Here is a 23,758-nt window from a genome sequence, read left to right as displayed (position 1 = left end):
AGTCGTCAGCAGAGTGGCGGGTTTTGGGCGTGATTACAAGCGGTTGTAGGATGGAACTAGCTGCGTTCCTCGGCCTTGGCCTGATCCCAAAGAGCGTCCATTTCGGCCAGATCCGAGTCTGACGGGCGCAAACCACGTTCGGCCAAGAGCGCCTCGATCCGCTCAAAACGCCGGGTGAACTTGGCATTGGCGCGGCGCAAGGCGGTTTCGGGGCAGAGCTTCATGTGCCGGGCGAGATTTGCCATGACAAAGAGAAGGTCGCCGAATTCCTCTTCCACCGCGTCTTGGGTCAACTCAGTGGCCGCTTCATGCAGTTCCTCAACTTCTTCGCGTATCTTGTTGAGAACATGAGAAGAGTCTGGCCAGTCAAAGCCAACGCGCGCGGCGCGTTTCTGGAGCTTGACCGCGCGCAGGAGCGCAGGCAGGCCAAGCGCCACGCCGTCGAGCGTGCCGGTCTTGGCCTCAGCGGCGCGTTCGGCGGCCTTGACCATCTCCCAGTCGCGGGTTTGCTGTTCGGCGGTCTTGTCGCGGCTCTCGGAGCCGAACACATGCGGATGGCGCGCGACCATTTTATCCGAGATGGCGTTGGCCACGTCCTGAACGTCAAACAGGCCCCGGTCCTGCGCGATCTGGGAATGAAACACCACCTGCAACAGAAGATCGCCCAATTCGCCGCGCAATTCTTGCCAGTTCTCCTGTTCAATCGCGTCGGCCACCTCATAGGCCTCTTCAATCGTGTATGGCGCGATGGTGGCGAAATCCTGTTCGATATCCCAGGGGCAGCCCGTGTCGGGATCGCGCAGGCGGGCCATGATGGCGATGAGGCGGGGCAAGCCGCCAAGGGGATCGTGGATGAGCGTGTCGTCAGGCATTGCGGCGGCCTCGTCTTTGGGGTTGAGTGGACCCTGACGCGAGAAGGAAGGGATGTCCAGAGATGGCCGTGATCAATCGAATTGCCGGGTTTTCCGAGGAAATGACGGCCTGGCGCAGGCATCTGCACGCGCATCCCGAACTTGGGTTCGATTGTCATCAGACAGCGGCCTTTGTGGTCGAGCGCCTGCGCGAATTCGGCATTACCCAGATCGAAACCGGGGTGGCGACCAGTGGTGTGGTCGCGGTGATCGAGGGGCGGGGGGATGGGCCCACGATTGGTCTGCGCGCCGATATGGATGCGCTGCCGATGACCGAGATCACCGGGCTTGAATATGCCAGCCAGACCCCGGGCAAGATGCATGCCTGCGGCCATGACGGGCATACGACCATGTTGCTGGGGGCGGCCAAATACCTGTCGGAGACGCGGAATTTCGCTGGGCGCGTGGTGCTGCTCTTTCAGCCCGCCGAAGAGGGGCCGGGCGGAGGGCGTATCATGGTCGAGGAGGGCGCGCTGAGCCGCTACGGCGTGGATCAGGTCTATGCGCTGCATACGCTGCCGGGGGTGCCTGCGGGCCGGTTCGAGACCACACCGGGGCCGATCATGGCGGCGGTGGACACGCTCCATATCGACGTGATCGGGCGGGGTGGCCATGGGGCCATGCCGCATGAGTGCCTTGATCCGGTGGTGGCGGCGGTGGCCATCGTGCAGGCGATTCAGACCATTGTCAGCCGCAACCGCAATCCGCTGGATGATCTGGTAATCTCGGTGACGCAGATTCACACCGGCACGGTCGATAACGTGATCCCCGAGACCGCCTATATCAACGCCACGATCCGGACCTTCACGCCCGAGGTGCAGCAGATGGTGCACAGGCGTTTGCGCGAGGTGGCCATGGGCACAGCGGCGGCGCATGGGGTGCGGGCCGAAGTGCGGATCGATTTAGGCTATCCCGCCACTTATAATGACGCGGACAAGACTGCCTTTGCCGCAGAGATTGCGCGCGAGGTGGTGGGCGAGGGGGCCGTCATCGCGGATCGTCCGCGCGAGATGGGGGCCGAGGATTTTTCCTATATGCTGCAAGAGCGTCCGGGGTCGTATCTGTTTCTTGGGCAGGGCGAGGGGCCGGGGCTGCACCATCCGGGATTCAATTTCAACGATGCGGTGGCGCCAATCGGCGCCTCGTTTTTCGCGCGGCTGGTCGAGCGCGCGCAACCGATTGCCTGAGAGGGGAATAGCATGGCACTGGAAGATGCGAAAAAGCAGGTGGATCAGGCATTTGCGCGCGATGATCCGCGCGGGCTGACTTATGAGAACACTTTTGGTGGGGCGCTGTCCTTTGCACGGCGGCGCTACAGCAAAGACCTCAGCGGTGTGGATGTGGCGATCACAGGCGTGCCGTTCGACCAATCCGTGACCAACCGGACCGGCACCCGCATGGGGCCTCGCGCGGTGCGCGAGGCGAGCGCGCTGCAGGTCTATGATCCGCCCTATGGCTGGGATGGTTATGATCCACTCTCGCATCTGAGCATCGTGGATTATGGCGACCTGGCGTTTGATTACGCGCAAGTGGCAGCTTTTCCTCAGGCCTTGCATGACCATGCCAAGGGGATTCTCGCAGCGGGTGCCGCCTGTTTCGCGATCGGGGGCGACCATTATATCACCCTGCCGCTGTTGCAGGCCCATGCCGAAAAATACGGACCGCTGGCGGTGGTGCATTTCGATGCCCATTCTGATACCTGGGTCGATGACGACCTCACGCGGATCGATCATGGCACGATGATGTACAAGGCCGTGAAACAAGGCTTTGTCGATGTCACGCGGTCGGTGCAGGTGGGGATACGCACCACCAATCCCGATACGATGGGCTTTACCACCCTTGACGCGCGGCAGGTCCATCTGGAAGGGCCGATGGAAATCGCGCGTAAAATCAAAGAGATCGTGGGCGATGCTCAGGTTTATATGACCTTTGACATCGACGCGCTCGACCCCGCCTATGCACCTGGCACCGGCACGCCGGTCTGGGGCGGGCTGACATCGGCGCAGGCCGCGATCATTCTGCGCGATCTGGCGGGGATCAATCTGGTTGGTGGGGATATGGTCGAGGTATCGCCGCCCTATGATACCACGGGGGCCACCGCGATTGCGGGGGCGCATGTTCTGATGGAAATGCTCTGTCTCTGGGGCTGGACCCGGCGGGGTTAAAGAGACAGGCGGCCGGTCATTCCGGCCGCCCGCACCAGATCAGGCGTTTGCTTCGCGGATTTTTTCGGCGGCGTCCTTGTCAAAGGACACGCCGGATTTTTCGAACAATTCGTCGAGTTCTCCCGAGAGCGTCATTTCGGTGATAATGTCGCAGCCGCCCACAAATTCGCCCTTGACGTAGAGTTGCGGGATGGTCGGCCAATCGGAATAGTCCTTGATGCCTTGGCGGATTTCTTCATCGGCGAGGACGTTGACGTCCTTGAACTCGACGCCCATGTAATTCAGCACGCCCGCAACGCGGCTGGAAAAGCCACATTGTGGCATGTCCTTGGTGCCCTTCATGTAGAGCACGACATCGGCGGATTTCACGGTGTCTTCGATGCGGGTCTTGGCGTCAGTCATGATGTGTGTCCTATCGGTCTGTCAATCGGCCTTGGCCGAGGTGTCGGTCTCGTCCGGGTCATACCCGGTTTCATCGTCGCCCAAAAGCGTTACATGGGTGCTGTCGGTTTCTTCGCAATAGCCAAGGCCATAGGCGGCGCGCCCGTCGCGGCGGTAGCGGAGGATTTCATGCCACATCGTATAGGCAAAAATTCCAGCGAAGGGTAAGATCAGCAAGGCAACGAGAAGGCGGGGTTCCATCAGGCTCAGTCGGGCGCCTTGGTTGTCAGTGCGAGCGCATGAACGGCACCATTGGGGCCGTCCATCTTGCCCTTGAGCGCGGCGTAGACGGCGCGTTGCTGCTGCACGCGGTTCATGCCACGAAAGCTCTCGTCGATCACTTCGGCGGCGAAATGCACGCCGTCGTCGCCTTCGACGGTGATCTTGGCATTGGGCAGGGCCTGGCGGATCAGGGCTTCGAGATCGGAGGCGAGCATGGCCATCGGTGGTCTCCTTGTCAGGTCTTGCCCAAGATGTAGAGCGCCGCCGGGAGGAGTGCAAGAGAGCGTGGCACCTGCCTTTCATCTGGCGCAAAATACCTCGGGGGGAGCGCCGCAAGGCGCGTGGGGGGCAGCGCCCCCCTCTGGCGAGGTTCAGATTTCCTCGCCCTTCTTGAGCAGATCGTCGATGAGCGCGCGTTGCAGCGCACCGCTGTCGCCGCCGCCATATTGCAGCGCGCCGCCGGAATAGAGCGTGCCGTAACTCTGGGCGAGGTTCACCACCTGACCCAGTCCCGAGATGAATTCGTCCTTTTCCAGAGGTTTGAGCGGATGGATGAAGGCGGCCCAGAGAATATCCTTGGCAATGGCGTAGCGCGCATCGAGAGCGGTGTCGAAATTGGCTTGCAGGATGCGGCTGAGGTCTTCGGGTGCAAGGTCTTCGGTCTTGGCAACGGGGGTCATGGCGCGCATCCGGTCGGCGGTTTCATCCGTGACGATGAGAACCTGCACGTCATTGACGCTGAGCTGCCAGACGGTTCCGTTGCTCTGCGCTTGCGGGTCGAGGGCGCGGATGATGGTATCGAGCCGGTCGAGCGTCATCGCGGGTTCTGGCTCTGGGGGGGTGTCCTGCGCCGTGAGGGGCGTGGCGAGCAGGACAAGGCTGGCAAGAAGCAGGCGGCGAAGCATGGACGATCCTTTCATGGCTGGCACGAGCCTGCCACGGTGGCCGTGTCCGCGCCATGGGGCTCCGGATAATGTGATGGGGTGAGAGGGTGGTCTTAAGGGATCGTTGCGCTTATGCGATGAGCCGCGCGGGGCCCGTCCGAGGGGGCGGACGGGCGCTGCGCGGCGGCGCTACGCGCCTTGAGTTCGCGCTTTGGAGATTGGGACGAACGTCAGAAACAGGCCAGAATCGCCATCCTGATGTGCCTGCTTCCTTAGCCGAAGGTCGCCCCGAAGGTGCCCCGGAACAGGCTCGACAATTCGGCGAGCGGAGCCTCGGATTTGCCAAAGCGCACGGTGTCGCCGGTGAAGCGCCCAACGGAGGCGAGTGGCACGCCCGCTTGACCTGCGGCGATCATCAGCGCCTCGGCCTGATCGAAGTTGCAGGCGATGAGATAGCGCGCCTGATCCTCGCCGAAGAGGGTGGCGGCATCATCGCTGTCAAGCTGCACGCCCACGCCTGCCGCCTCAGCCATCTCGAAGGCCGCGAGGGCCAGACCCCCATCGCTAAGGTCGGTGCAGGCCTTGATCAGCGCATGGTTGGCGCGGATGAAATCGCCGTGGCGTTTTTCTGCGGCCAGATCCACGGGGGGCGCGTCGCCCTCGACCCGGTTGAACACCTCGGCCAAAAGGGCCGATTGGCCCAGGTGCCCATGGGTTTCGCCCAAGACAAGCGCCACATGCCCGTCGCGCGCCTGTCCGGTGATTGCCGTTTCCGGATCGCGGATGATGCCCACAGCGCCGATGGTCGGCGTGGGCAGGATCGCGGCACCGTCGGTTTCGTTATAGAGCGAGACGTTGCCGGATACGATGGGCATGTCGAGAGCGGCCACCGCCGCGCCGATGCCCTTGATCGCGCCCACGAACTGCCCCATGATCTCGGGCTTTTCGGGGTTGCCGAAGTTGAGGTTGTCGGTGGTGGCAAGCGGCACCGCGCCCAGGGCGGTCAGGTTGCGATAGGCCTCGGCCACCGCCTGTTTGCCGCCCTCGAACGGGTTGGCCTTGACGTAGCGCGGGGTCACGTCGGAGGTGAAGGCCAGAAGTTTGTCGGTGCCATGCACGCGGATGAGGCCTGCGCCTTGCCCCGGCGTGCGGGCTGTGTCGGCCATGACCATGGTGTCATATTGCTCATAGACCCATTGCCGCGCGCAGTAATTGATCGAGCCGATCAATGCCTTGAGACCGTCGATGGGATCGACGCCAGGCACGCTGGCCGCATCGAGCGGAACTGCGGGCGCTGTTTCCACCCATGGCCGGTCATATTCCGGGGCAGAGCCCGAGAGGGTGGCCAAGGGCAGATCGGCCTTGATGTCATTGCCATGCAGGATGAGAAAGCGGTCTTCGGCGATGGTTTCGCCGACGATGGCGAAATCGAGGTCCCATTTCTCGAACACCGCGCGTGCCTCGGCCTCAAGCTCGGGACGCAGGACCATGAGCATGCGTTCCTGAGATTCCGAGAGCATCATTTCATAGGCGGTCATGTTCGCCTCGCGCTGTGGTACCGCGTCGAGTTGCAGCTTGACGCCGAGACCGCCCTTGTCGCCCATTTCCACGGCGGAACAGGTGAGGCCCGCAGCACCCATGTCCTGAATGGAAATCACTGCGCCCGTAGCCATCAATTCGAGACAGGCCTCCATCAGACGCTTTTCGGTGAAGGGGTCGCCCACCTGCACGGTGGGGCGCTTTTCCTCGATGCTGTCGTCGAATTCGGCGCTGGCCATGGTGGCACCGCCAACCCCGTCCCGGCCCGTCTTGGCCCCGAGATAGACCACGGGCATGCCGACGCCAGAGGCGGCGGAGTAGAAAATCTTGTCTGCCTCGGCCAGACCTGCGGCAAAGGCGTTTACAAGGCAGTTGCCGTTATAGGCCGGATCGAAGCGCACCTCGCCCCCTGCGCATGGCACGCCAAAGCAGTTGCCATAGCCGCCTACGCCCGCCACGACACCATGCACGAGTTGGCGCGTTTTGGGATGCGACGGTTCGCCAAAGCTGAGCGAGTTCATCGAGGCGATGGGGCGCGCGCCCATGGTGAAGACATCGCGCAGGATGCCACCCACCCCGGTTGCGGCCCCTTGATAAGGCTCGATATAGGAAGGGTGGTTGTGGCTTTCCATTTTGAACACCACGGCCTGACCGTCGCCGATATCAACCACGCCGGCATTCTCACCCGGACCGCAGATCACCTGAGGCCCGGTGGTGGGCAGGGTGCGCAGCCATTTCTTTGACGATTTGTAGGAACAATGCTCGTTCCACATGGCCGAAAAGATGCCCAGTTCGGTAAAGGTCGGCTCGCGCCCGATGATCTCGAGGATACGGTCGTATTCCTCTGGCTTGAGGCCATGGGCCGCAATGAGATCGGGGGTGATGGACGGTTCCTGCATCGGGCGGGCTCCTTCGGGGATGTGCATGCGCGGGTCTTTAAAGCACCCGCGCGGCGGGGGGAAGGGGCGCGTGATCGGCTGCGGGAGATTTTGGGGCATTACAGCAAAGCGGCCCGGCCTTTGAGGGCCGGGCCGTGGGCGCGCCGAGAGGGAGGGGCGCGCCGTGAAACGCGGGGCGTTACTGCGTCATCGTCGCGACTTTTTCTGCCACGGCGGTGCGCAATTGCTCGAGCGTCATGGCATATTCCAAGCCACCGTTTTCCCCGACGCTGAGCGTGCCTGCCTCAAATCCGATACGCTCGGCCGCAAGGTCGGCATCTGCGCTCACATCGACGTAGATCAGGTGTTCTGCGCTTTTGTCACCCTCGTGCGAGGCGACTTCGCCGATGATCTTGTCATCCACCGACGTCAGCTTTGCGCCGGTCTCGGCCTCTGCCAGAATATTCTCGACGAGGGTCTTGCTGGCCTCGCGCTCGCCTTTTGCTGTCAGATCAAGATCGGTGGGTGCGTGAATGTCACCATTCTCGGCCACCGTGGCCTCTGACCAAGTGTCGGACTGCGCGGTTGCTGCTGTGCCCTCGCCTTGTTCATAGATGGCATCCACGCCGCTGTTGTCTTGCGCCTGCCGTTCAGTGCCGCCTTCGTCTGCGGCCAAGGCCGTCAGGGCTGAAACGCTTGTAAGGGCCGTTGCAAGAGCCAGTGTGCGGAACGTCATAGTATCCTCCGTTTCTGCAGGGTCAGTCCTGCGATTTGCATCAACGCGCCGAATGCGCGCTTGGAGGGTCAACGCCGGAGGCACGGCACGGTTCCAAATAGAATGAAAAAAGTTGAAACGCTTTGACCCTGCAAGCCTTAACGACTGCGCGGGGGGCTGAGGGCGCTGCTATTGCGCTTCGGGGCGCAGGGTCGTGATCCCCACCGCCGCCGCGCGTGCCAGATCGGGGTCGAGCGACATGGGGATATATTCGCCGCGCCGCCAGAGTTGTGACAGGTTGTCGTAATAGCGGCTGAGGAAATGCCCCGACTGGCCGGTGGCGATGATGAACACGCTGCTGTCAGGATCGGCAAAGTCGTAAACCCCGCGATAGCCCGCGCCATGGACATTCTGGAACCGGTCTGGCCCGTTGCCGCCGCGCGTGCGCCCACGCAAGAGCGTATTATCGCCCCCCGAGGTGGATTGGCGGATATTCACGAAATAGCGCAGGAGCGGCACATCGCCCAACACTTGATGATCATGGGTGGCTTGATGCGCGTCGCCCCATCGCAGGCTTTCCAGCGACGCGCCGTAGCGCTCTGAAATCCAGATCAGCGCATCGTCGAGCGCCATGCGCGCGATGTCTGTGCAGGTCTCGACCGCCGTTGACTGCTTGACATCGCACCAGGCGGCAGCGCCATCGACATTGCGGAACACCCGTTCGATGAAAATCGGATCGGGGTGGTCGAATTCGCGCGAGAGGGGGCCCAGATCGTCGCGAATGAGCCGGTCCATCAGCGCGCGCATCCAAGCGGCATAGAGGAGTGGCTCTGGCAGGTGTTCGTTCATTTCGCCGTTCCAGTCGGCCAGCATGGTCAGCGCCCTTTGGCGCAGGCGTTCGGGGGTGCCCTCGGGGGCGGCTTCGCCGGTGAACCACAGATCGGCGCCGATGAGTGGCAAGAGCGAACGGGCGGTAAAGCTGACGGTGTCCAGCTGCGCCTCGATAAAGCTGTCGCGGGTATGCACTTCGCGGCCCTGCATCAGGCGGCGCCAGCGGTGGACGCGCTGTGTGTCGCCCCAGAGGTGGCTCACATGCATGGGAAAGGGACGATCCACCACCTTGTTGTTGGTATTGCCGAGGATGCCACCCGAGGGGGCGATGAATTCGGGGTTGGCGGCAAAGGGCAGCATGCCTTGCCAGCGGTTTTCCGGCAGCCAACCGCGTGCGGGCATGCGCCCCTCGCTTTCGTGGCGGGCGTCGCGGCGCGGCATGGCCCCGATCAGGCGCATGGCGATGGTGCTTTGGTCCACAAGGGTAAGGTTCTGGGAAGGCGCGATGTAAAGGCGGCTTAGGTTAATCGCCTCTTGCACAGTCTGCGCGCGCATCAGGCCGATGGCCGAGGACATGGTGGTATCCTCGGGGCTGAGAGCTGTCCAGGCGAGGGAGGCCACATGGCCTGCAGGGGTCACTTCGGCCAGATCGTAATGGCTGCCGGGCAGGACGGGGCCGTTGTCTGTCCAGCGCAGGGTGAGGGTGACGGGATCGGCATCCTTGATCTCGATTATGGAGCGCGTGGTGCGAAATTCTTTCCACCCGTCGGGTGTGCGGTATTCATCGGGATTATCGGGATTCACCTCTTCGATATAAAGGTCCTGATCGTCCAGATAGGATGAGGTGACTGCCCAGCCCAGTCGCGCACTGCGCCCGGTCAGGATCGCGGGAATACCGGGAATGGTGCCGCCGATCACGCCACCGGTTTTCAGGTCAAGCCGGGCGAGATACCAGATGTTCGGCGCGGAAAAGCCCAGGTGCGGATCATTGGCGAGAAGTGTCCCGCCCGAGGCCGAGCGCGAGGGCGCAGCGGCAAAGGCATTCGAGGCCCCGGCGAAGGCGCGATGTTTGAAGGGCGAGAGCGGATCGTCCGTTTCGGCTTTGCTCTGCGCGACGCGCGACCAGTCCGCACCGGGAAAGAGGGCGGCATATTCGGGCAGGGCGGCGATGCCGCTGCCGGGCGCAAGAGGCATGATGTCGGCAAGACGGTCCGGATCTTCCAGCGCCAGAGCGGCGCGGGCAAAAAGCACCTCGTTTTCGAGATGCGAGGAAAGCTGCACCGCCATGAGTTTGATCAGCGCGATGGAGTCGGCGGGTTGCCATGGGGCGATGGGGGCGTTGAAAATGAACTGTTCGGGTGCCCCGCGCCCCAGTGCCTCGCGGTTGATCTCGGTCAGGCGGGCGTTGACGCCATCGGAATAGGCCTTGAGCGCCGCCAATGTCTCGGCGTCCTGCACCGCGACCGACTGGCGCGCGAGCGTGTAGAGGTCGAGCCGGCGCAGGGTGCTGTCGATCTTGACAGTGCGGGAGCCGAACACCTCTGAAAGCCGCCCCTGCACGGTGCGGCGCATGGTCATCATTTGCCAGAGCCGGTCCTGCGCATGGGCATAGCCCAGCCCAAAGAAACTGTCGGCATCGGTTTGGCCGAGAATATGCGGCACATTGGCATTGTCACGCACGATCTCGACCGGGGCGGAGATGCCCGAAACGGTCAGCGTCTTGTCATAGTCTGGCAGCGAGCGCGACAGCAGGAAATAGGTGCCGACCAGTGCCAACAGCGCCAGCAGGATCGCGCCGCTCGCCAGCCGCAACAACCATTTCAACAGCCCTGACATGCCCCGGCACCGCCCTATTTTCCGCTTGCATCACCTGCCGGGGATAGTCAGAAAACCCCGGCAAGACAATGGCACACAGTATGGGAGAGGACAGGACAATGGCAAAACTGGCGTTTCTGGGGCTCGGGGTTATGGGCTATCCGATGGCGGGGCATCTGGCGGCAGCTGGGCATGAGGTCTGTGTCTACAACCGCACGGCCGCCAAAGCCGAAGCGTGGGCGGCCCAGCATGGCGGGCGGCACGCCGCCACCCCGCGCGAGGCCGCAGCGGGGGCCGACTTCGTGATGGCCTGCGTGGGCAATGACGACGATCTGCGCTCGGTCTGTCAGGGGGCAGATGGTGCCTTTGCCGGGATGGCGACAGGCGCGGTGTTCGTGGATCACACTACGGTGTCGTCGAAGGTCACGGCCGAGCTTTACGCCGAGGCCAAGGCGGCGGGGCTGAATTTTGTCGATGCGCCGGTGTCGGGCGGTCAGGCGGGGGCAGAGAATGGCCAGCTTTCGATCATGTGTGGCGGCGATGAGGCGGCTTATGCGGCGGCCGAGCCGGTGATGCAGGTCTATGCCAAGCTCTGCCGCCGGATCGGCGAGAGCGGGGCCGGTCAGATGACCAAGATGTGCAATCAGATCGCGATTGCCGGTCTGGTGCAGGGGCTGGCCGAAGCGCTGCATTTCGCCGAGAAGGCGGGCCTCGACGGGCGCGCGGTGGTCGAGGTGATCTCTCAGGGTGCGGCCGGGTCGTGGCAGATGTCGAACCGCTATGAGACCATGCTGGACGACAAGTGGAACCACGGTTTTGCCGTCGACTGGATGCGCAAGGACCTGGGCATTTGCCTGAGCACCGCAGACGAGACCGGCGCGAGCCTGCCGGTGACGGCGCTGGTCGATCAGTTCTACAAGGATGTGCAGAAGATGGGCGGCGGGCGTTGGGATACCTCGAGCCTCTTTGCGCGTCTGCGCAAGCTGGGCTGAACAAACAGGGCGTCAGGCGATCTTGCGGTCGCCTGACAGCCATTTGCGGGTGTCGATGACGTCGAGGATGAGCGAAAAGACATCGACCGCCAGCAGGATCAGGAGATAGGTCCGAAAGCCATCGGCGATGTCTTGGGTCAAGAGCCACAGGATCAGCCCCAGCATCGGCGTCCAGATCAGAACATGCGGCACGGCCATCACCTTGGAAAAGCCGCGCTCGACCAGCATCAGCACACCATTGCAGAGCATGGCGCCCACCGCCATGAGCGCCAGCCACGCGCCTGCGGGCTGCGTGACAAAAAAGAGCGACGCGGCATTGACCGGCACGAGGATGAGCGCGACCCAAAGCTGCACCCAGAGGGGGAGGCGGCGGTAACTCTGCCAAATTTGCAATATCATGTTTGCCCCTTCTATCAGGCGTCCTTGGGGCGCAGCGTCAGCCATATCAGCGCGCCGCCCGCCAGCATCAGGAACGGGGCCATGGCGAGGTTTACGGACGTCCAGCCAGCCTGAGGCGTGCCGCCTGAGCAATTCATCAGCCCACCCGACGAGAGCGAGGCAAAGGTCACGCCGCCAAAGACAATGAGGTCGTTGAGGCCCTGCATCCGCCCACGCTCGTGCGGCGCATGGGCGCCTGCGAGCATGGTGGTGGCCCCGATAAAGCCGAAGTTCCAGCCGATGCCCAAGAGGATGAGGGCGACAAAGAAATTTTCCAGCTGCACGCCGTTGAGGGCCACAGCCCCCGCACCGGCGAGGATGACAAGGCCGGTGGCCACGATCTTTTCCACGCCAAAGCGGGCAATCAGGTGGCCGGTGAAGAAAGAGGGGATATACATGGCCAGCACATGCGCCGTGACCACATCCGCCGCGTTGCCCGCGTCAAAGCCGCAGCCGACCACGGCGAGCGGTGTCGAGGTCATCACAAGGTTCATCAGCGCGTAGGACACCGTCGCGCAGATCACCGCCACGGCGATGCGCGGGGTTTTCAGGAGTTCCATCCGTGTGCGGCCATGAGGGGCATCCACGGCGGGCACGGGCGGCTTCGGGATGTCGAGCAGGAGAAAGAGAAATGCGCCTGCGATATTCAGGGCAATGACGGCAAGATAGGTGCCAAGGAACGGGATCACCATGGCCTGCGAGGTGGCCTTGACCAGTTGCGGGCCGATCACGGCACTGAGCAGGCCACCGGCCATGACATAGGAAATCGCCTTGGCGCGGAAAGCGTCGCTGGCGGTATCTGCGGCGGCAAAGCGGTAAAACCCCTGGGCCGACATATAGGTGCCGGTGATCAGGCTGCCCAACAGGAAGATCGGGAAGGAGGCGGTGTAAAGACCGTATGCGCCAATCGCCCCGCCGATGGCCCCGGCACAGGCGCCGATCACAAAGCCCGCGCGGCGGCCGTAGCGTTGCATAAGGTGCGAAATGGGCGTGGCCGAGAGCATCGAGCCCAGCACGATCAACGATATGGGCAGGGTGGCGAAGCAGATGTTTGACGCCAGAGATTGCCCGGCAAGTCCGCCCACGACGAAGATCATCGGCATTTGTGCGCCCAAAATGGCTTGGGCTGCGACGAGAACGGCCACATTGCGCTTGGCGCGGCTGTCGTCAGGAAGGAGGGCTGTATCGGTCATGGCGCAAGTGCTAGACCCGTCGCGCGAGGCCTGCAAGCGTAATTCAGGTGCGGTCGATGAGATGCGCGAAAGAGCCGCTGACCCGGCCAAGGGTAAGACCCATGGGGGCAAGAGCCGTGCCTTCGGCATCGGTGGCGGAGAACAGCGCCGGGCCGTCGGCCTGCAAGGTGGTGGCGTAGTGGAATTCATGCGCGGCCCATGTGCCGGGGAATGGGCCTTGGGCGGCGGTCAGGGTGCGATAGCCCAGATGTAGCCGACGTGTGGCAAAGCTGGTTTCGAGCGGCAGCAGGCCGGCCATGGCATGAGGGGTGCCCGAGGCGTCGATCAGGCCAGTCCCCAGCGTCATGTATCCACCACATTCTCCATAAATATCTGCATGTTGCGCGGCATTTCTGAGACTTTGCATGAAGATATGGTTGGACGAGAGGCGGCCTGCGTGCAGCTCCGGGTAGCCGCCGGGCAAAAAGATGAAACCGGCCTCTGGCACCGGGTCGTCGGCGAGGGGTGAGAAGGGTTTGAGTTCGGCCCCGGCCGCGCGCCAGTCGGCGAGCATGTGCGGATAAGTGAATCCGAAGGCGCAGTCCTGGGCCACGGCGATGACCTGTGCCGGTGGGGTAAGGCGCGGGGCGGATGTCGGCCCGGGTAATGGGGCGGCCAGCGACAGGAGCGCGTCACGGTCGAGGGTTGCGGCCAATGCGTCGGCGGCGGTGTCGAGGAACTGTTCAAGGTCGGGGCGCTCAGCGGCCTGCACCAGCCCCAGATGGCGAGAGGGTTGCGCCAGCGCCGGGTTGCGGCGGAGTGCTGCCAGAACGGGCAGGCCAAGAGGCGCAAGAGCGCGGCGCAGCATCGCCTCGTGCCGGTCGGAGCCTGTGTTGTTGAGCATGATGCCAGACACGCGCACCATTGGGTCAAACCCTGCGAACCCGGCCACGAGCGGCGCGATCGAGCCTGCCATACGGCCTGCGTCCACCACCAGAACGACCGGCAGGTCCAGATGCCGCGCCAGATCGGCCACAGCGCCGCGGCCGTCTGGGGGCGCTCCGTCGAAGAGGCCCATTGCCCCCTCGATGATCAACAGGCCGTCGCCCGCCGCAAGGCTGCTCAGGCGGTCGGGCGTCATGGCCCAAGCGTCGAGATTGGGGCAAGGCGCGCCGCAGGCGGCCTCGTGAAAGCGCGGGTCGATGTAATCGGGGCCGGACTTTGCCCCGCGCACATGCAAACCCTCGCGGGAGAGAAGGCGCAGCAGGGCGAGGGTGAGCGTGGTCTTGCCCGCCCCGGAGGAGGGCGCGGCGAGGATCAGCCCCCGCATGCGGTCTCGGCTGGCAGGCCGCGCCCGAGCGGGTCGAGATCACGCGGCGCGGCACCGGCCATCATGCCTTGCCAGTCGAGCACCTGACGCATGAGCACCGAACGCCCGATGCAGAGGATCGCGGGCGGCTCGAAGCCGCTGGAGTCGATATCGGCGGCAAGCCGTCCGAGGGTGGTTTCCAGCACGCGCTGATCCGGGGTGGTGGCAGAGGACACGACCGCGCAAGGCTCATCCGCCGGGCGGCCTGCGTCGAGAAGTGCCGCGCTGATCTGGCTTGCGTGTTTCATGCCCATGTAGATCACGATCACCTGACTGCCCTGCGCGATGGCCTGCCAGTCGAGCGAGGAGGGCGTGAGGCCGGATTGATCGTGGCCGGTGACGAAGGTCACGGATTGGTTCACGTCGCGGTGGGTCACGGGTATGCCGGCATAGGCCAGCCCGCCGATGCCTGCGCTGATGCCCGGAATGATGCGGATGGGCACGCCGTGCTGCACCAGCGTCTGGGCCTCTTCGCCGCCGCGGCCGAACACGAAAGGATCGCCGCCCTTGAGGCGGAGCACGCGCTTGCCCTCGCGGGCGAGGTCCACCAGTTGCAGGGAAATGTCGCGTTGCTTGGCCGAGGGTTTGCCACCACGTTTGCCGGCGTAGATGTGGCGGGCCTGCGGTGCCCAGTCGAGGATGCAGTCCTGCACCAGCGCGTCATAGATCACCACATCGGCCTGTTGCAGCGCGTTGACCGCGTGGAGCGTCAAAAGGCCGGGGTCGCCGGGGCCTGCACCACAAAGCCAGACCCAGCCGGGTTCCATCCGGGGCCATTGGCCGCCGGGAAGCGAGGGGAGAGTGGGGTGGTGCGAGTCGGTCATGTCTTTCTATGGCGCGAGTTTCATTCGGGGGAAAGGTGGCAAACGACCATGCACCGGGGTCAGAGCGACATGCCGGGAGTGACCGGGCCTTGGGAAGGCCCGGCCGGGGTGTGTGTTACATCTTGCACTCAGCCGCGTAGGCGTCGGCGTGATCCTCGAGCGCCACACCGATGATCTTGTTGGTGTAGACGTCGCCTTCCTTGATCACTTCGCGAACATAGATGTCCTGGATCGGGTGATGGTTGTTGCCAAAGGCGAAATCACCGCGCGTGCTGGCGAAATCGGCAGCTTTGAGGGCTGCGCGGAAGGCGTCAGCGTCTGAGGGTTGTGCCTGATCCAGAGCGGAGATCAGGAGGTTGGCGGTATCGAACCCCTGGCTTGCATAGAGCGAGGGCAGGCGGCCATATTTTTCCTGAAAGCTGGCAACAAAGGCCAAGTTGGTTTCGTTGTCGATATCCTTGGACCATTGCGAGGTGTTCACGATGCCAAGGGCCGCGTCGCCCACGGCCTGAAGGATGCCTTGGTCAAAGCTGAAGGCCGGGCCGACCACGGGCAGGCCAACGCCGCTATCGGCATATTGCTTGAGGAAGGAAATGCCCATGCCGCCGGGCAGGAAGAAGAAGACCGAGTCGGCACCGGACGCGCGGATCTGGGCGATTTCAGCGGCGTAATCGGTTTGGCCGAGCTGGGTGTAGATTTCGCCTGCCAACTCGCCCTTGTAGAACCGTTTGTAGCCTGTGAGCGCGTCCTGACCTGCCGGATAGTTGGGCGCGAGGATGAAGCTGTTTTTATACCCTGCGTCATTGGCATAGGCGCCGGCGGCCTCGTGCAGGTTGTCGTTTTGCCAAGCGACGTTGAAATAGTTGGGCAAGCAGCCTTGACCGGCCAGCGCCGAGGGGCCGGCGTTGGGCGAGAGATAGAACTTGCCTTGGGCCACAGCGCCGGGAATCACGGCCATGGCGAGGTTGGACCAGATGATGCCCGTCATCACGTCGACCTTGTCGGACTGGATCATCTTGTCAGAGAGTTGCACGGCGATGTCGGGCTTGCGTTGATCGTCCTCGATGATCACCTCGATGTCGGTGCGCCCGGATTGTTCCAGCGCGAGCATGAAGCCGTCGCGCACGTCGATGCCGAGGCCCGCGCCGCCGCCCGACAGGGTGGTAATCATGCCGACCTTGATGTCAGCCTGCGCAGTGACGGCGGCGAGGCTGAGCGCGCCAGCGATGGCCAGTGTCTTGAATGTCATGTGTCATCTCTCCCTGATGTCGGGCGGTTTTGTCCGTCCCGGTTTGCCCTTGGTCCCCCAGAAGGCGATGCTCAATCCTTTCCACAGCTTTGACAAAAGGTCCAGATGCGAGCGGAATGGATCAGGGGCTGGTATGGCGCGCCATGAAGCGGTCAGTCTCGGCGGGGGTCGGGGGATGGCCCGAGAAATTCTCAACATAGGCAGGCATGCGGGCGATGCGGATGTCGCGGGGTTCGGCGACCATCATCGAGATATAGCCGATCTGGGTGTAATAGACGGTATGGGCGCGGGTGTCGGCGTGATCGGGGGCGTAGCCGAATCGCTCGAACATGGTGCGGATTGCGGTGATGCGGGTCTCGTCCGTGCGTTGCAGCTTGGCCTTGACCACTGGATCGCCGAGCGCCCAGTTGCGGATCGCGAAATCGAGGCGGGAATCAAAGAGGTCACGGGTGAGCCAGCAGTCGAAGAGATTGTAGAGCGCCTCGTTGATGGATTCGGCGTAGGCCTCGGTGCGGGCGACGAGATTGCCGGTGTTCTGCGCTTCCCAGCGGTCGAGCAGGGCGGCCAGAAGCGCCTCGCGGTCCTTGAAATGCCAATAGAAACTGGTGCGCGAGAGGCCAAGCATCTGGGCCAGCGGCATCACCTTGACCGCATCCACCCCGGCGGTGACGAGCACCTCATAGGCGGCGTTGAGCCATAGATCCTCGGAACCGCGGGTTGCGGGATCGGGGGCGGGTTTGGGGCGGCGCGTGATTGGGGCGTTGGTCATGGGCCGAGCCTAGACGGTTTTGACGGCGGTGGCAAATCTCTTGACAGATTAGTGGATTTTCTCGACAGTAGTGTCGATTACATTTCCCACTATCGCCGGGTGCTGCCCGGCCAGCTCAGGATCAGGCCGATGCCGCACGCCATTTCCACCGACAGTCTTGTTGATATGCCCACCCCGTCTCCTCGTCGGTCACGCGGTGGGCGGGCCGCAATGCAGGTCCGGCGCGGCACGGGCGCGGGCACTGCGGTGAACCCGCTGCATGTGCCCTATATCACGCGCGGCATTCCCACCCATGACATCGCGTCGGAGGAGGGGCTTGATGCGATCATCGCGACCGCCGACCGGATTCTGGCCGAAATCGGCATCGAGTTTCGCGAAGACCCGGAGACTGTGCGCCTCTTTCAGCAGGCGGGCGGCAAGGCGCGGGAAGTGGGGCCGGAGGCGTGGAATGTGACCTTTGAGCCGGGCCTCATTCGTGGTCTGTTGGCCACCGCCCCGGCGGAATTCACGCAATACGCGCGCAACCCGGCCAAGTCGGTGCGGATCGGCGGCAAGTCGATGGTGTTTGCGCCTGCCTATGGCTCGCCCTTCGTGATGGATCTGGACAAGGGGCGGCGCTATGGCACGATCGAGGATTTCCAGAATCTGATCAAGCTGGCGCAATCCTCGCCCTGGCTGCATCATTCGGGCGGCACGATTTGTGAGCCGACGGATATTCCGGTGAACAAGCGGCATCTGGATATGGTCTATGCGCATATGCGCTATTCGGATCGGGCTTTCCTCGGGTCGATCACCGCGCCGGAGCGGGCCGAGGACAGTATCGAGATGTGTCGCATCCTGTTCGGGGCGGAGTATGTGGACAGCCATTGCGTGATCATGGGCAATTTCAATTCGACCTCGCCCCTTGTCTGGGATGGGGTGAGCACGCGGGGCATCCGCGCCTATGCCGCCGCCGGTCAGGGATCCATCCATCTGCCGTTTCTGTTGGGGGGCGCTGTATCGCCACTGACCATGCCGGGGGCGATTGCGCAATGTCTGGCCGAGAGCATGGTGGGCTGTGCGCTGACGCAATTGGTGCGGCCCGGCGCGCCCGCGATTCTGGGCAGTTTTCTCTCGTCGATGTCGCTGCGCACCGGGTCCCCCACGTTCGGGACGCCCGAGCCTGCGCTGGGATCGCTGGTGATGGGTCAGATCGCGCGGCGGCTGAACATGCCCCTGCGCTGTGCGGGCAATTTCAGCACCTCGAAGCTGCCCGACGCGCAGGCGATGACGCAATCCATGATGTCGATGATGTCGGCGGTGAATGGGGGGGCGAATTTCATCCTGCATTCCGCCGGGTTCCTCGATGGGTTGCTGTCGATGTCCTATGAAAAGCTGATGCTGGATATGGATATGTGCGGCGCGCTGCATGCCTGGCTCAAGGGGTTGGACGTGAACGAGGATACGCTGGCGTTTGAAGCCTTGGCCGAGAAGGGACCGGGGGAGCATATGTTCGGGTGTGCCCATACGCTGCGCCATTACGAGACCGCCTATTGGGACAGCGGGCTGGACGACAACGACACCTATGAGACATGGTCGGAGGCGGGCGGGGTCGATGCGATGACCCGTGCCAATCGGGCGTGGAAAGACGTGTTGGCGAACTTCGAGGCACCGCCGCTTGATCCGGGGATTGATGGTGCGCTGTGCGAGTTCATCGCGCGACGCAAGTCCGAAATGGCCGACGCCTGGTATTGAAACGAATTGACGAGAGGCAAGCCCCATGTCGCGTGACCCGCTGCTGCAACCCTATCAACTCAAGCATCTGACCCTGAAAAACCGGATCATGACCACGAGCCATGAACCGGCCTATCCAGAGGATGGCATGCCCAAGGCGCGCTATACCGCCTATCACGCCGAGCGCGCCCGCGCGGGCGTGGCGCTGGCGATGACCGCAGGTTCGGCAGCGGTGTCCAAGGACAGCCCGCCCGTGTTCAACAATGTTCTGGCCTATAAAGACGAGGTGGTGCCCTATATCCGGCAGTTGACCGACGCCTGTCACGAGCATGGCTGCGCGGTGATGATCCAGCTCACGCATCTGGGGCGGCGGACGGGCTGGGCCAAGGGCGATTGGCTGCCATCGGTATCCTCGACCAAGCACCGCGAACCGGCGCACCGGGCCTTTCCCAAGCTGGCGGAGGATTGGGACATCGCGCGCATCATCTCTGATTTCGCCGATGCCACCGAGCGGATGAAGGAAGGCGGCATGGACGGCATCGAATTGCAGGTCTATGGCCATCTGCTCGACCAGTTCTGGTCGCCGCTGACCAATGATCTGGACGGGCCTTACGGCGGGCAAAGTCTCGATAGCCGGATGAAGCTGCTCTTGGACGTGCTGGCCGCCATTCGCAAGCGGGTGGGGTCGGAGTTCATCGTCGGCCTGCGGTATACGGCGGATGAGGCCGAGGCGGGGGGGATCACGCCCGAGGAGGGGTTGGAGATTTCCAAGCGGTTGGCGGCCACCGGCATGGTCGATTTCCTCAACGTGATCCGGGGGCGTATCCATACCGACCCGGCGATGACCGATGTGATCCCGGTGCAGGGGATGAAAAACGCACCGCACCTGGATTTCGCGGGCGCGGTCCGGGCGGCGACGGGCATGCCCACGTTCCATGCCGCCAAGATCCCCGATGTGGCCACCGCGCGGCATGCGATTCAAGCGGGGCTACTCGATATGGTTGGCATGACGCGGGCGCATATGGCGGATCCGCATATCGTGAAGAAGATCATCGAGGGGCGCGAGGATGATATTCGGCCCTGCGTAGGGGCCACGTTCTGTCTGGACCGGATTTATGCCGCCGGTGAGGCACTGTGTATCCACAACGCTGCGACGGGCCGTGAACTGACCATGCCGCATGAGATTGCCCCGGCTGAGACACGCAAGAAGGTGGTGATCGTGGGCGCTGGTCCTGCGGGGCTTGAGGCGGCGCGCGTGGCGGCAGAGCGCGGCCATGATGTGACGGTGTTCGAGGCGCAGCCCGATCCGGGCGGGCAAATCCGGTTGACCGCACTCAATCCCCGGCGGCGCGAGATGATCAGCATCATCGACTGGCGCATGGCGCAATGCGCCGCGCGCGATGTGGCGTTTCATTTCAACACCTTTGCCGAGGTCGAGGATGTGACGACGCTCAACCCCGATGTGGTGATCGTGGCCACGGGGGGGCTGCCCAACCGCGAGCTGTTCGAGAGCGGCAAGGAGCAGGAGCTGGTTGTCACCGCATGGGATCTGATCTCGGGCGATGTGAAGCCGGGGCAGAACGTGCTGATCTATGACGAGAGCGGCGATCATCCGGGGTTGATGGCAGCGGAGGTCGCGGCCAATGCCGGGGCAAATGTCGAGGTGATGACGCCGGACCGGGTGTTTGCGCCGGATATCATGGCGATGAACCTGGTGCCCTATATGCGCAGCCTTCAGGACAAGGACGTCACCTTTACGGTGACACGGCGGCTCTTGGATGTGACGCGGGATGGCAATCGGCTGAAGGCCAAGATCGGGACGGATTACAGCAAGTTCACCTCTGAGAAGACCTATGATCAGGTGGTGGTGAACTATGGCACCTTGCCGCTTGATGATCTTTACTTCGAGTTGAAGCCGCTGTCGCATAACCTGGGCGAGGTGGATCACGACGCGCTGATTGCCGGTCGTCCGCAAGAGGTGGTCCGCAATCCGGAAGGGACATTCAAGCTCTTTCGGATTGGCGATGCGGTGTCCGCGCGCAATACCCATGCGGCGATTTACGATGCGCTCCGGCTGATGAAGGACATCTGAGGTGCGACTTGGGTTTCTGGGCACCGGCACCATTGCGGAGGCGGTGGTGCGGGGACTTGCACCGGACGGGCATCAGATCAGAGTGTCGGAAAGAAATTCCGCGCGGGCGGCGCGGCTGGCGGCCGAATTCCCGAATGTGAGTGTCGCCACCAATCAGGGCGTGGTGGCGGCAAGCGAGGTTCTCTTTCTGGGGCTTATGGCGGAGGATGCGCCCGAGGTTCTGCGCGCGCTGCGCTTCCTGCCGGATCAGCGCGTGGTCTCGTTCATGGCGGGGCTGTCGCTGGAGGAGGTCGGACCGCTTGTCGCCCCGGCGCGGGCAGAGGCGGTGATGCTGCCCTTTCCGGGCATCGCGCGGGGTGGATCGCCCATTCTGGCGCTGGGTGAAGTCGGCGTTATCGAGGCGCTCTTTGCGCCTGCCAACACGGTTTACCGCTTGCGCGATGCGGTGGAACTGGAGGCGTATCTTTGTGCGCAGGCTGTATTGTCGCCAGCGGTGCAGATGGTCGGCGTCGCGGCGGAGTGGTTGGGCGGGGATGGCGCGCAGGGCGAGGCGTTTCTGCGGCATCTGGTGGGTAGCAGCCTGATGAGCGGGGCCTGTGCGCCGATGCTGGAGGCGCTCAACACCGAGGGCGGTTATAATCAGCGGTTCAGGCAGCACATGGAGGCGGCGGGGATGCGTGAGGCATTGCGCGACGGCTTGGACCGTCTGGGGGGCAAGGTATGAGCGGGTTTTCGCATGTGTTTCGCCCGGCGGTGCTGGCGGGGCATACCCTGCGCAACCGGGTGGTGTTTGGCGCCCATACCACGAATATGGCCGAGGACGGTCTGCCGGGCGCGCGCCATATTGCCTATTACGAGGAAAGGGCCATTGGCGGGGCCGCGATGATCGTGGTCGAGCCGATGCCGGTGCATCCGACGGCGGTGTTGACGCGCGGCAATTTCCGACATTCCAGCGACGCGGTGATCCCGGCCTTTGCCAAGCTGACGCAGGCGGTCAAGCGGCATGGGGCCGTGGTGGTGCAGCAGCTGTATCATGTCGGTGCGCATGGGGATCAGGACAATAGCTGGCAGGCGGCGTGGTCGCCCTCGGGCGGGCCAAGCTGGCATGACAGTGACGGCAGCCACGAGATGAGCGGGGCAGAGATCAAGGAAGTGATCGAGAGCTTTGTTGCCGCCGCGGTGCGGTGTCAGAAAGCTGGGTTCGACGGGGTCGAGATTTGGGCCGCCTATCACTGTCTACTGGATCAGTTCTGGACGCCGATGTCGAACACGCGCGAGGATGAGTGGGGCGGGAGCCTGGAAAACCGCACGCGGTTTTCACGAGAGATCCTGCGCAGGGTGCGCGCGGCCTGTGGGCCGGAGTTCATCGTCGGGCTATCTGTCAGTGACGGATCGAGTGCCGAGGCGATGTTGGACCATGACGCAATGGCGGAAATCGTGGCGCTGCATGATACCGAACGGCTGATGGATTACGTCACCTGTGGATCGGGCAGCTATCTGGATTTTCATCCGCTGATGCCGACGTTTCTCTATCCCGAAAAGCTGGGTGTCGATCTGGCAGTGCGGCTGAAGCGCGTTGTGAAACACGCGTTAGTGACAGCCGAGAGCCATATTCGGACGCCGGAGAATGCGAATACCGTGTTGGGGGCAGGCGAGGCGGATATGGTCTCGATCGTGCGCGGGCAGATCGCCGACCCGCATCTGGTGGCCAAGGCCGAGGCGGGCAGACCTGAGGACGTGCGCGGCTGCATTTCATGCAATCAGCAATGCTGGGGGCGGCGGAGCCGGGATTACTGGATCTCGTGTCTGATCAACCCGTCGGTGGGATGGGAGCATGTGTGGGGCGGGGATCGGTTCAGCCCGGCGCCTCAGGTGCGCGATGTGTTGGTGGTGGGCGCGGGACCTGCGGGGCTGGAGGCGGCGCGGGTCGCCGCCGAGCGCGGCCACCGTGTGAGATTGCATGAGGCGGGGCCGGAGCTGGGTGGGCAGTTCCGCCTTGCGGGGTTGCAGCCGAGGCGGGCGCAAATCCTCGACCTCTTGGCGTGGTACGCGCGGCAATTGGCGCGGCTGGGTGTAGAGGTGCAGTTCAACAGCTATCTGGATGCGGATGATATTGCGGGGATGGGGGCGGATCATGTGATCCTCGCCACAGGGTCGTCGCCCGCCGGCACCGGGTTTCAAAAGGCGATCCCGCATGTCGCGGAATTGCCGGGGCTGGATGGCAATGTCTGGCCGGTCGAGGATGTGATGGGGCGCGCGGCGCGTCTTGGCAAGCGGGTGATCGTGCTCGATGAGGGCGGCAATTGGCGCGGGTGCGGCACGGCCTGGCATCTGGCCGAGGCGGGGCATGAGGTGGTGATTGTGACGCCGCAAGCGATGGTGGGGCGCGAATTGGAGCGTTCCGCTGCCGATCTGCCGCTCCGGCGGCGGCTGGCGGCGCTGGGCGTGCGTTTTATGACCGAAAGTGCAATCACCGGCTGGCAGAACGGTGGGGCAGAGGTGGTGGACCTCTTGACCGGAGAGCGATCGCATATCGCGGCGGACAGTCTGGTGTTGGCCACGACCAATCGGGCGGATGTGAGTTTGCGCGAAGAACTTGCCGATCAGGGAATTCCCGCGCTTCTGATTGGCGATGCTCATGCACCGCGGCTGGCGGCGCAGGCGTTTCACGATGGGCGCAAGGCGGCGCTGAGGCTCTGAAGGTCAAGAGCCTTGTAAGGTGCGCAGTGGCGACATACG

Annotated in this window: 21 protein-coding genes; 7 read left to right on the top strand and 14 right to left on the bottom strand. The window is 63.5% G+C overall.

From position 1 onward, the window contains the following. Nucleotides 1–56: 56 nt before the first annotated feature. On the bottom strand, nt 57–872 hold the full coding sequence (gene mazG, locus AACZ65_RS06655) for a nucleoside triphosphate pyrophosphohydrolase (RefSeq protein WP_339669125.1): 816 nt from the start codon (nt 870–872) through the stop codon (nt 57–59). Nucleotides 873–934: 62 nt separating this feature from the next. Between mazG and AACZ65_RS06650 the strand changes: the two genes are divergently transcribed. Both AACZ65_RS06650 and speB read left to right on the top strand, forming a co-directional pair. After that, on the top strand, nt 935–2,098 hold the full coding sequence (locus AACZ65_RS06650) for a M20 aminoacylase family protein (protein WP_339669123.1): 1,164 nt from the start codon (nt 935–937) through the stop codon (nt 2,096–2,098). A 12-nt stretch (nt 2,099–2,110) separates the two neighbouring features. Further along, nucleotides 2,111–3,076, top strand: a complete 966-nt coding sequence (gene speB, locus AACZ65_RS06645; RefSeq protein ID WP_339669121.1) for an agmatinase — start codon at nt 2,111–2,113, stop codon at nt 3,074–3,076. A 39-nt stretch (nt 3,077–3,115) separates the two neighbouring features. Here the strand turns inward: speB and grxD are convergent, their stop codons facing one another. From grxD to AACZ65_RS06610, 7 genes are all read right to left on the bottom strand, one after another. Next, nucleotides 3,116–3,478: a Grx4 family monothiol glutaredoxin gene (grxD, locus tag AACZ65_RS06640; protein WP_037269394.1), complete on the bottom strand. Its 363-nt coding sequence runs from the start codon at nt 3,476–3,478 to the stop codon at nt 3,116–3,118. A gap of 21 nt (nt 3,479–3,499) precedes the next feature. Further along, a complete protein-coding gene (locus AACZ65_RS06635) occupies nt 3,500–3,718 on the bottom strand; it encodes a hypothetical protein (RefSeq protein ID WP_339669118.1) in 219 nt (72 codons plus the stop codon). Nucleotides 3,719–3,723: 5 nt separating this feature from the next. Further along, nucleotides 3,724–3,960, bottom strand: coding sequence for a BolA/IbaG family iron-sulfur metabolism protein (locus AACZ65_RS06630; protein WP_037269401.1), 237 nt, complete (start codon nt 3,958–3,960; stop codon nt 3,724–3,726). Between the two features lie 150 nt (nt 3,961–4,110). After that, the gene (locus tag AACZ65_RS06625) at nt 4,111–4,644 is read right to left on the bottom strand and encodes a hypothetical protein (protein WP_339669115.1); all 534 of its coding nucleotides are present in this window, start codon (nt 4,642–4,644) and stop codon (nt 4,111–4,113) included. Nucleotides 4,645–4,895: 251 nt separating this feature from the next. Further along, the gene (purL, locus tag AACZ65_RS06620; RefSeq protein WP_339669113.1) at nt 4,896–7,061 is read right to left on the bottom strand and encodes a phosphoribosylformylglycinamidine synthase subunit PurL; all 2,166 of its coding nucleotides are present in this window, start codon (nt 7,059–7,061) and stop codon (nt 4,896–4,898) included. Nucleotides 7,062–7,239: 178 nt separating this feature from the next. Continuing rightward, nucleotides 7,240–7,776, bottom strand: a complete 537-nt coding sequence (locus tag AACZ65_RS06615; protein WP_339669111.1) for a phosphoribosylglycinamide synthetase — start codon at nt 7,774–7,776, stop codon at nt 7,240–7,242. A gap of 168 nt (nt 7,777–7,944) precedes the next feature. Then, the gene (locus AACZ65_RS06610; RefSeq protein WP_339669108.1) at nt 7,945–10,422 is read right to left on the bottom strand and encodes a penicillin acylase family protein; all 2,478 of its coding nucleotides are present in this window, start codon (nt 10,420–10,422) and stop codon (nt 7,945–7,947) included. An 80-nt stretch (nt 10,423–10,502) separates the two neighbouring features. On the opposite strand from AACZ65_RS06610, the gene AACZ65_RS06605 reads away from it, so the two are divergent. Beyond that, nucleotides 10,503–11,393, top strand: a complete 891-nt coding sequence (locus tag AACZ65_RS06605; protein WP_339669106.1) for an NAD(P)-dependent oxidoreductase — start codon at nt 10,503–10,505, stop codon at nt 11,391–11,393. 12 nt (nt 11,394–11,405) lie between these two features. Here the strand turns inward: AACZ65_RS06605 and AACZ65_RS06600 are convergent, their stop codons facing one another. From AACZ65_RS06600 to AACZ65_RS06575, 6 genes are all read right to left on the bottom strand, one after another. Beyond that, entirely contained in the window at nt 11,406–11,792 is a 387-nt protein-coding gene (locus AACZ65_RS06600; protein WP_339669104.1) for a hypothetical protein, read from the bottom strand. A 14-nt stretch (nt 11,793–11,806) separates the two neighbouring features. Further along, entirely contained in the window at nt 11,807–13,024 is a 1,218-nt protein-coding gene (locus AACZ65_RS06595; RefSeq protein ID WP_339669101.1) for an MFS transporter, read from the bottom strand. Between the two features lie 43 nt (nt 13,025–13,067). Beyond that, nucleotides 13,068–14,333, bottom strand: a complete 1,266-nt coding sequence (locus tag AACZ65_RS06590) for a cobyrinate a,c-diamide synthase (RefSeq protein WP_339669099.1) — start codon at nt 14,331–14,333, stop codon at nt 13,068–13,070. Then, complete coding sequence (cobA, locus tag AACZ65_RS06585; RefSeq protein WP_339669097.1) at nt 14,321–15,196, bottom strand: uroporphyrinogen-III C-methyltransferase; 876 nt, start codon at nt 15,194–15,196, stop codon at nt 14,321–14,323. Before cobA ends, AACZ65_RS06590 begins: the two co-directional genes overlap by 13 nt. 115 nt (nt 15,197–15,311) lie before the next feature. After that, complete coding sequence (locus AACZ65_RS06580; RefSeq protein ID WP_339669095.1) at nt 15,312–16,445, bottom strand: ABC transporter substrate-binding protein; 1,134 nt, start codon at nt 16,443–16,445, stop codon at nt 15,312–15,314. 121 nt (nt 16,446–16,566) lie between these two features. Then, the gene (locus AACZ65_RS06575; protein ID WP_339669093.1) at nt 16,567–17,214 is read right to left on the bottom strand and encodes a TetR/AcrR family transcriptional regulator; all 648 of its coding nucleotides are present in this window, start codon (nt 17,212–17,214) and stop codon (nt 16,567–16,569) included. Between the two features lie 165 nt (nt 17,215–17,379). On the opposite strand from AACZ65_RS06575, the gene AACZ65_RS06570 reads away from it, so the two are divergent. From AACZ65_RS06570 to AACZ65_RS06555, 4 genes are read left to right on the top strand one after another with little or no spacing between them, the layout of a single operon-like run. Further along, a complete protein-coding gene (locus AACZ65_RS06570; protein WP_339669496.1) occupies nt 17,380–18,948 on the top strand; it encodes a trimethylamine methyltransferase family protein in 1,569 nt (522 codons plus the stop codon). 25 nt (nt 18,949–18,973) lie between these two features. Further along, on the top strand, nt 18,974–21,019 hold the full coding sequence (locus tag AACZ65_RS06565) for an NADH:flavin oxidoreductase (RefSeq protein ID WP_339669091.1): 2,046 nt from the start codon (nt 18,974–18,976) through the stop codon (nt 21,017–21,019). Between the two features lies 1 nt (nt 21,020). Then, complete coding sequence (locus AACZ65_RS06560) at nt 21,021–21,743, top strand: NAD(P)-binding domain-containing protein (protein WP_339669089.1); 723 nt, start codon at nt 21,021–21,023, stop codon at nt 21,741–21,743. After that, on the top strand, nt 21,740–23,719 hold the full coding sequence (locus AACZ65_RS06555) for an FAD-dependent oxidoreductase (protein WP_339669086.1): 1,980 nt from the start codon (nt 21,740–21,742) through the stop codon (nt 23,717–23,719). Before AACZ65_RS06560 ends, AACZ65_RS06555 begins: the two co-directional genes overlap by 4 nt. Nucleotides 23,720–23,758 lie beyond the last annotated feature (39 nt).

The sequence above is a fragment of the uncultured Roseovarius sp. genome, assembly GCF_963972555.1.
Lineage (GTDB): Bacteria > Pseudomonadota > Alphaproteobacteria > Rhodobacterales > Rhodobacteraceae > Roseovarius > Roseovarius mucosus.
The sequence above is the reverse complement of the archived record's forward strand: the minus strand, read 5'-3'. Positions and strand labels throughout refer to the sequence as shown.

Excerpts from the sequence above, each read along its gene's own strand:
- mazG (WP_339669125.1), bottom strand. The coding sequence starts at position 872 with ATGCCTGACGACACGCTCATCCACGATCCCCTTGGCGGCTTGCCCCGC.
- AACZ65_RS06650 (WP_339669123.1), top strand. The coding sequence starts at position 935 with ATGGCCGTGATCAATCGAATTGCCGGGTTTTCCGAGGAAATGACGGCC.
- speB (WP_339669121.1), top strand. The coding sequence starts at position 2,111 with ATGGCACTGGAAGATGCGAAAAAGCAGGTGGATCAGGCATTTGCGCGC.
- grxD (WP_037269394.1), bottom strand. The coding sequence starts at position 3,478 with ATGACTGACGCCAAGACCCGCATCGAAGACACCGTGAAATCCGCCGAT.
- AACZ65_RS06635 (WP_339669118.1), bottom strand. The coding sequence starts at position 3,718 with ATGGAACCCCGCCTTCTCGTTGCCTTGCTGATCTTACCCTTCGCTGGA.
- AACZ65_RS06630 (WP_037269401.1), bottom strand. The coding sequence starts at position 3,960 with ATGGCCATGCTCGCCTCCGATCTCGAAGCCCTGATCCGCCAGGCCCTG.
- AACZ65_RS06625 (WP_339669115.1), bottom strand. The coding sequence starts at position 4,644 with ATGCTTCGCCGCCTGCTTCTTGCCAGCCTTGTCCTGCTCGCCACGCCC.
- purL (WP_339669113.1), bottom strand. The coding sequence starts at position 7,061 with ATGCAGGAACCGTCCATCACCCCCGATCTCATTGCGGCCCATGGCCTC.
- AACZ65_RS06615 (WP_339669111.1), bottom strand. The coding sequence starts at position 7,776 with ATGACGTTCCGCACACTGGCTCTTGCAACGGCCCTTACAAGCGTTTCA.
- AACZ65_RS06610 (WP_339669108.1), bottom strand. The coding sequence starts at position 10,422 with ATGTCAGGGCTGTTGAAATGGTTGTTGCGGCTGGCGAGCGGCGCGATC.
- AACZ65_RS06605 (WP_339669106.1), top strand. The coding sequence starts at position 10,503 with ATGGGAGAGGACAGGACAATGGCAAAACTGGCGTTTCTGGGGCTCGGG.
- AACZ65_RS06600 (WP_339669104.1), bottom strand. The coding sequence starts at position 11,792 with ATGATATTGCAAATTTGGCAGAGTTACCGCCGCCTCCCCCTCTGGGTG.
- AACZ65_RS06595 (WP_339669101.1), bottom strand. The coding sequence starts at position 13,024 with ATGACCGATACAGCCCTCCTTCCTGACGACAGCCGCGCCAAGCGCAAT.
- AACZ65_RS06590 (WP_339669099.1), bottom strand. The coding sequence starts at position 14,333 with ATGCGGGGGCTGATCCTCGCCGCGCCCTCCTCCGGGGCGGGCAAGACC.
- cobA (WP_339669097.1), bottom strand. The coding sequence starts at position 15,196 with ATGACCGACTCGCACCACCCCACTCTCCCCTCGCTTCCCGGCGGCCAA.
- AACZ65_RS06580 (WP_339669095.1), bottom strand. The coding sequence starts at position 16,445 with ATGACATTCAAGACACTGGCCATCGCTGGCGCGCTCAGCCTCGCCGCC.
- AACZ65_RS06575 (WP_339669093.1), bottom strand. The coding sequence starts at position 17,214 with ATGACCAACGCCCCAATCACGCGCCGCCCCAAACCCGCCCCCGATCCC.
- AACZ65_RS06570 (WP_339669496.1), top strand. The coding sequence starts at position 17,380 with ATGCCCACCCCGTCTCCTCGTCGGTCACGCGGTGGGCGGGCCGCAATG.
- AACZ65_RS06565 (WP_339669091.1), top strand. The coding sequence starts at position 18,974 with ATGTCGCGTGACCCGCTGCTGCAACCCTATCAACTCAAGCATCTGACC.
- AACZ65_RS06555 (WP_339669086.1), top strand. The coding sequence starts at position 21,740 with ATGAGCGGGTTTTCGCATGTGTTTCGCCCGGCGGTGCTGGCGGGGCAT.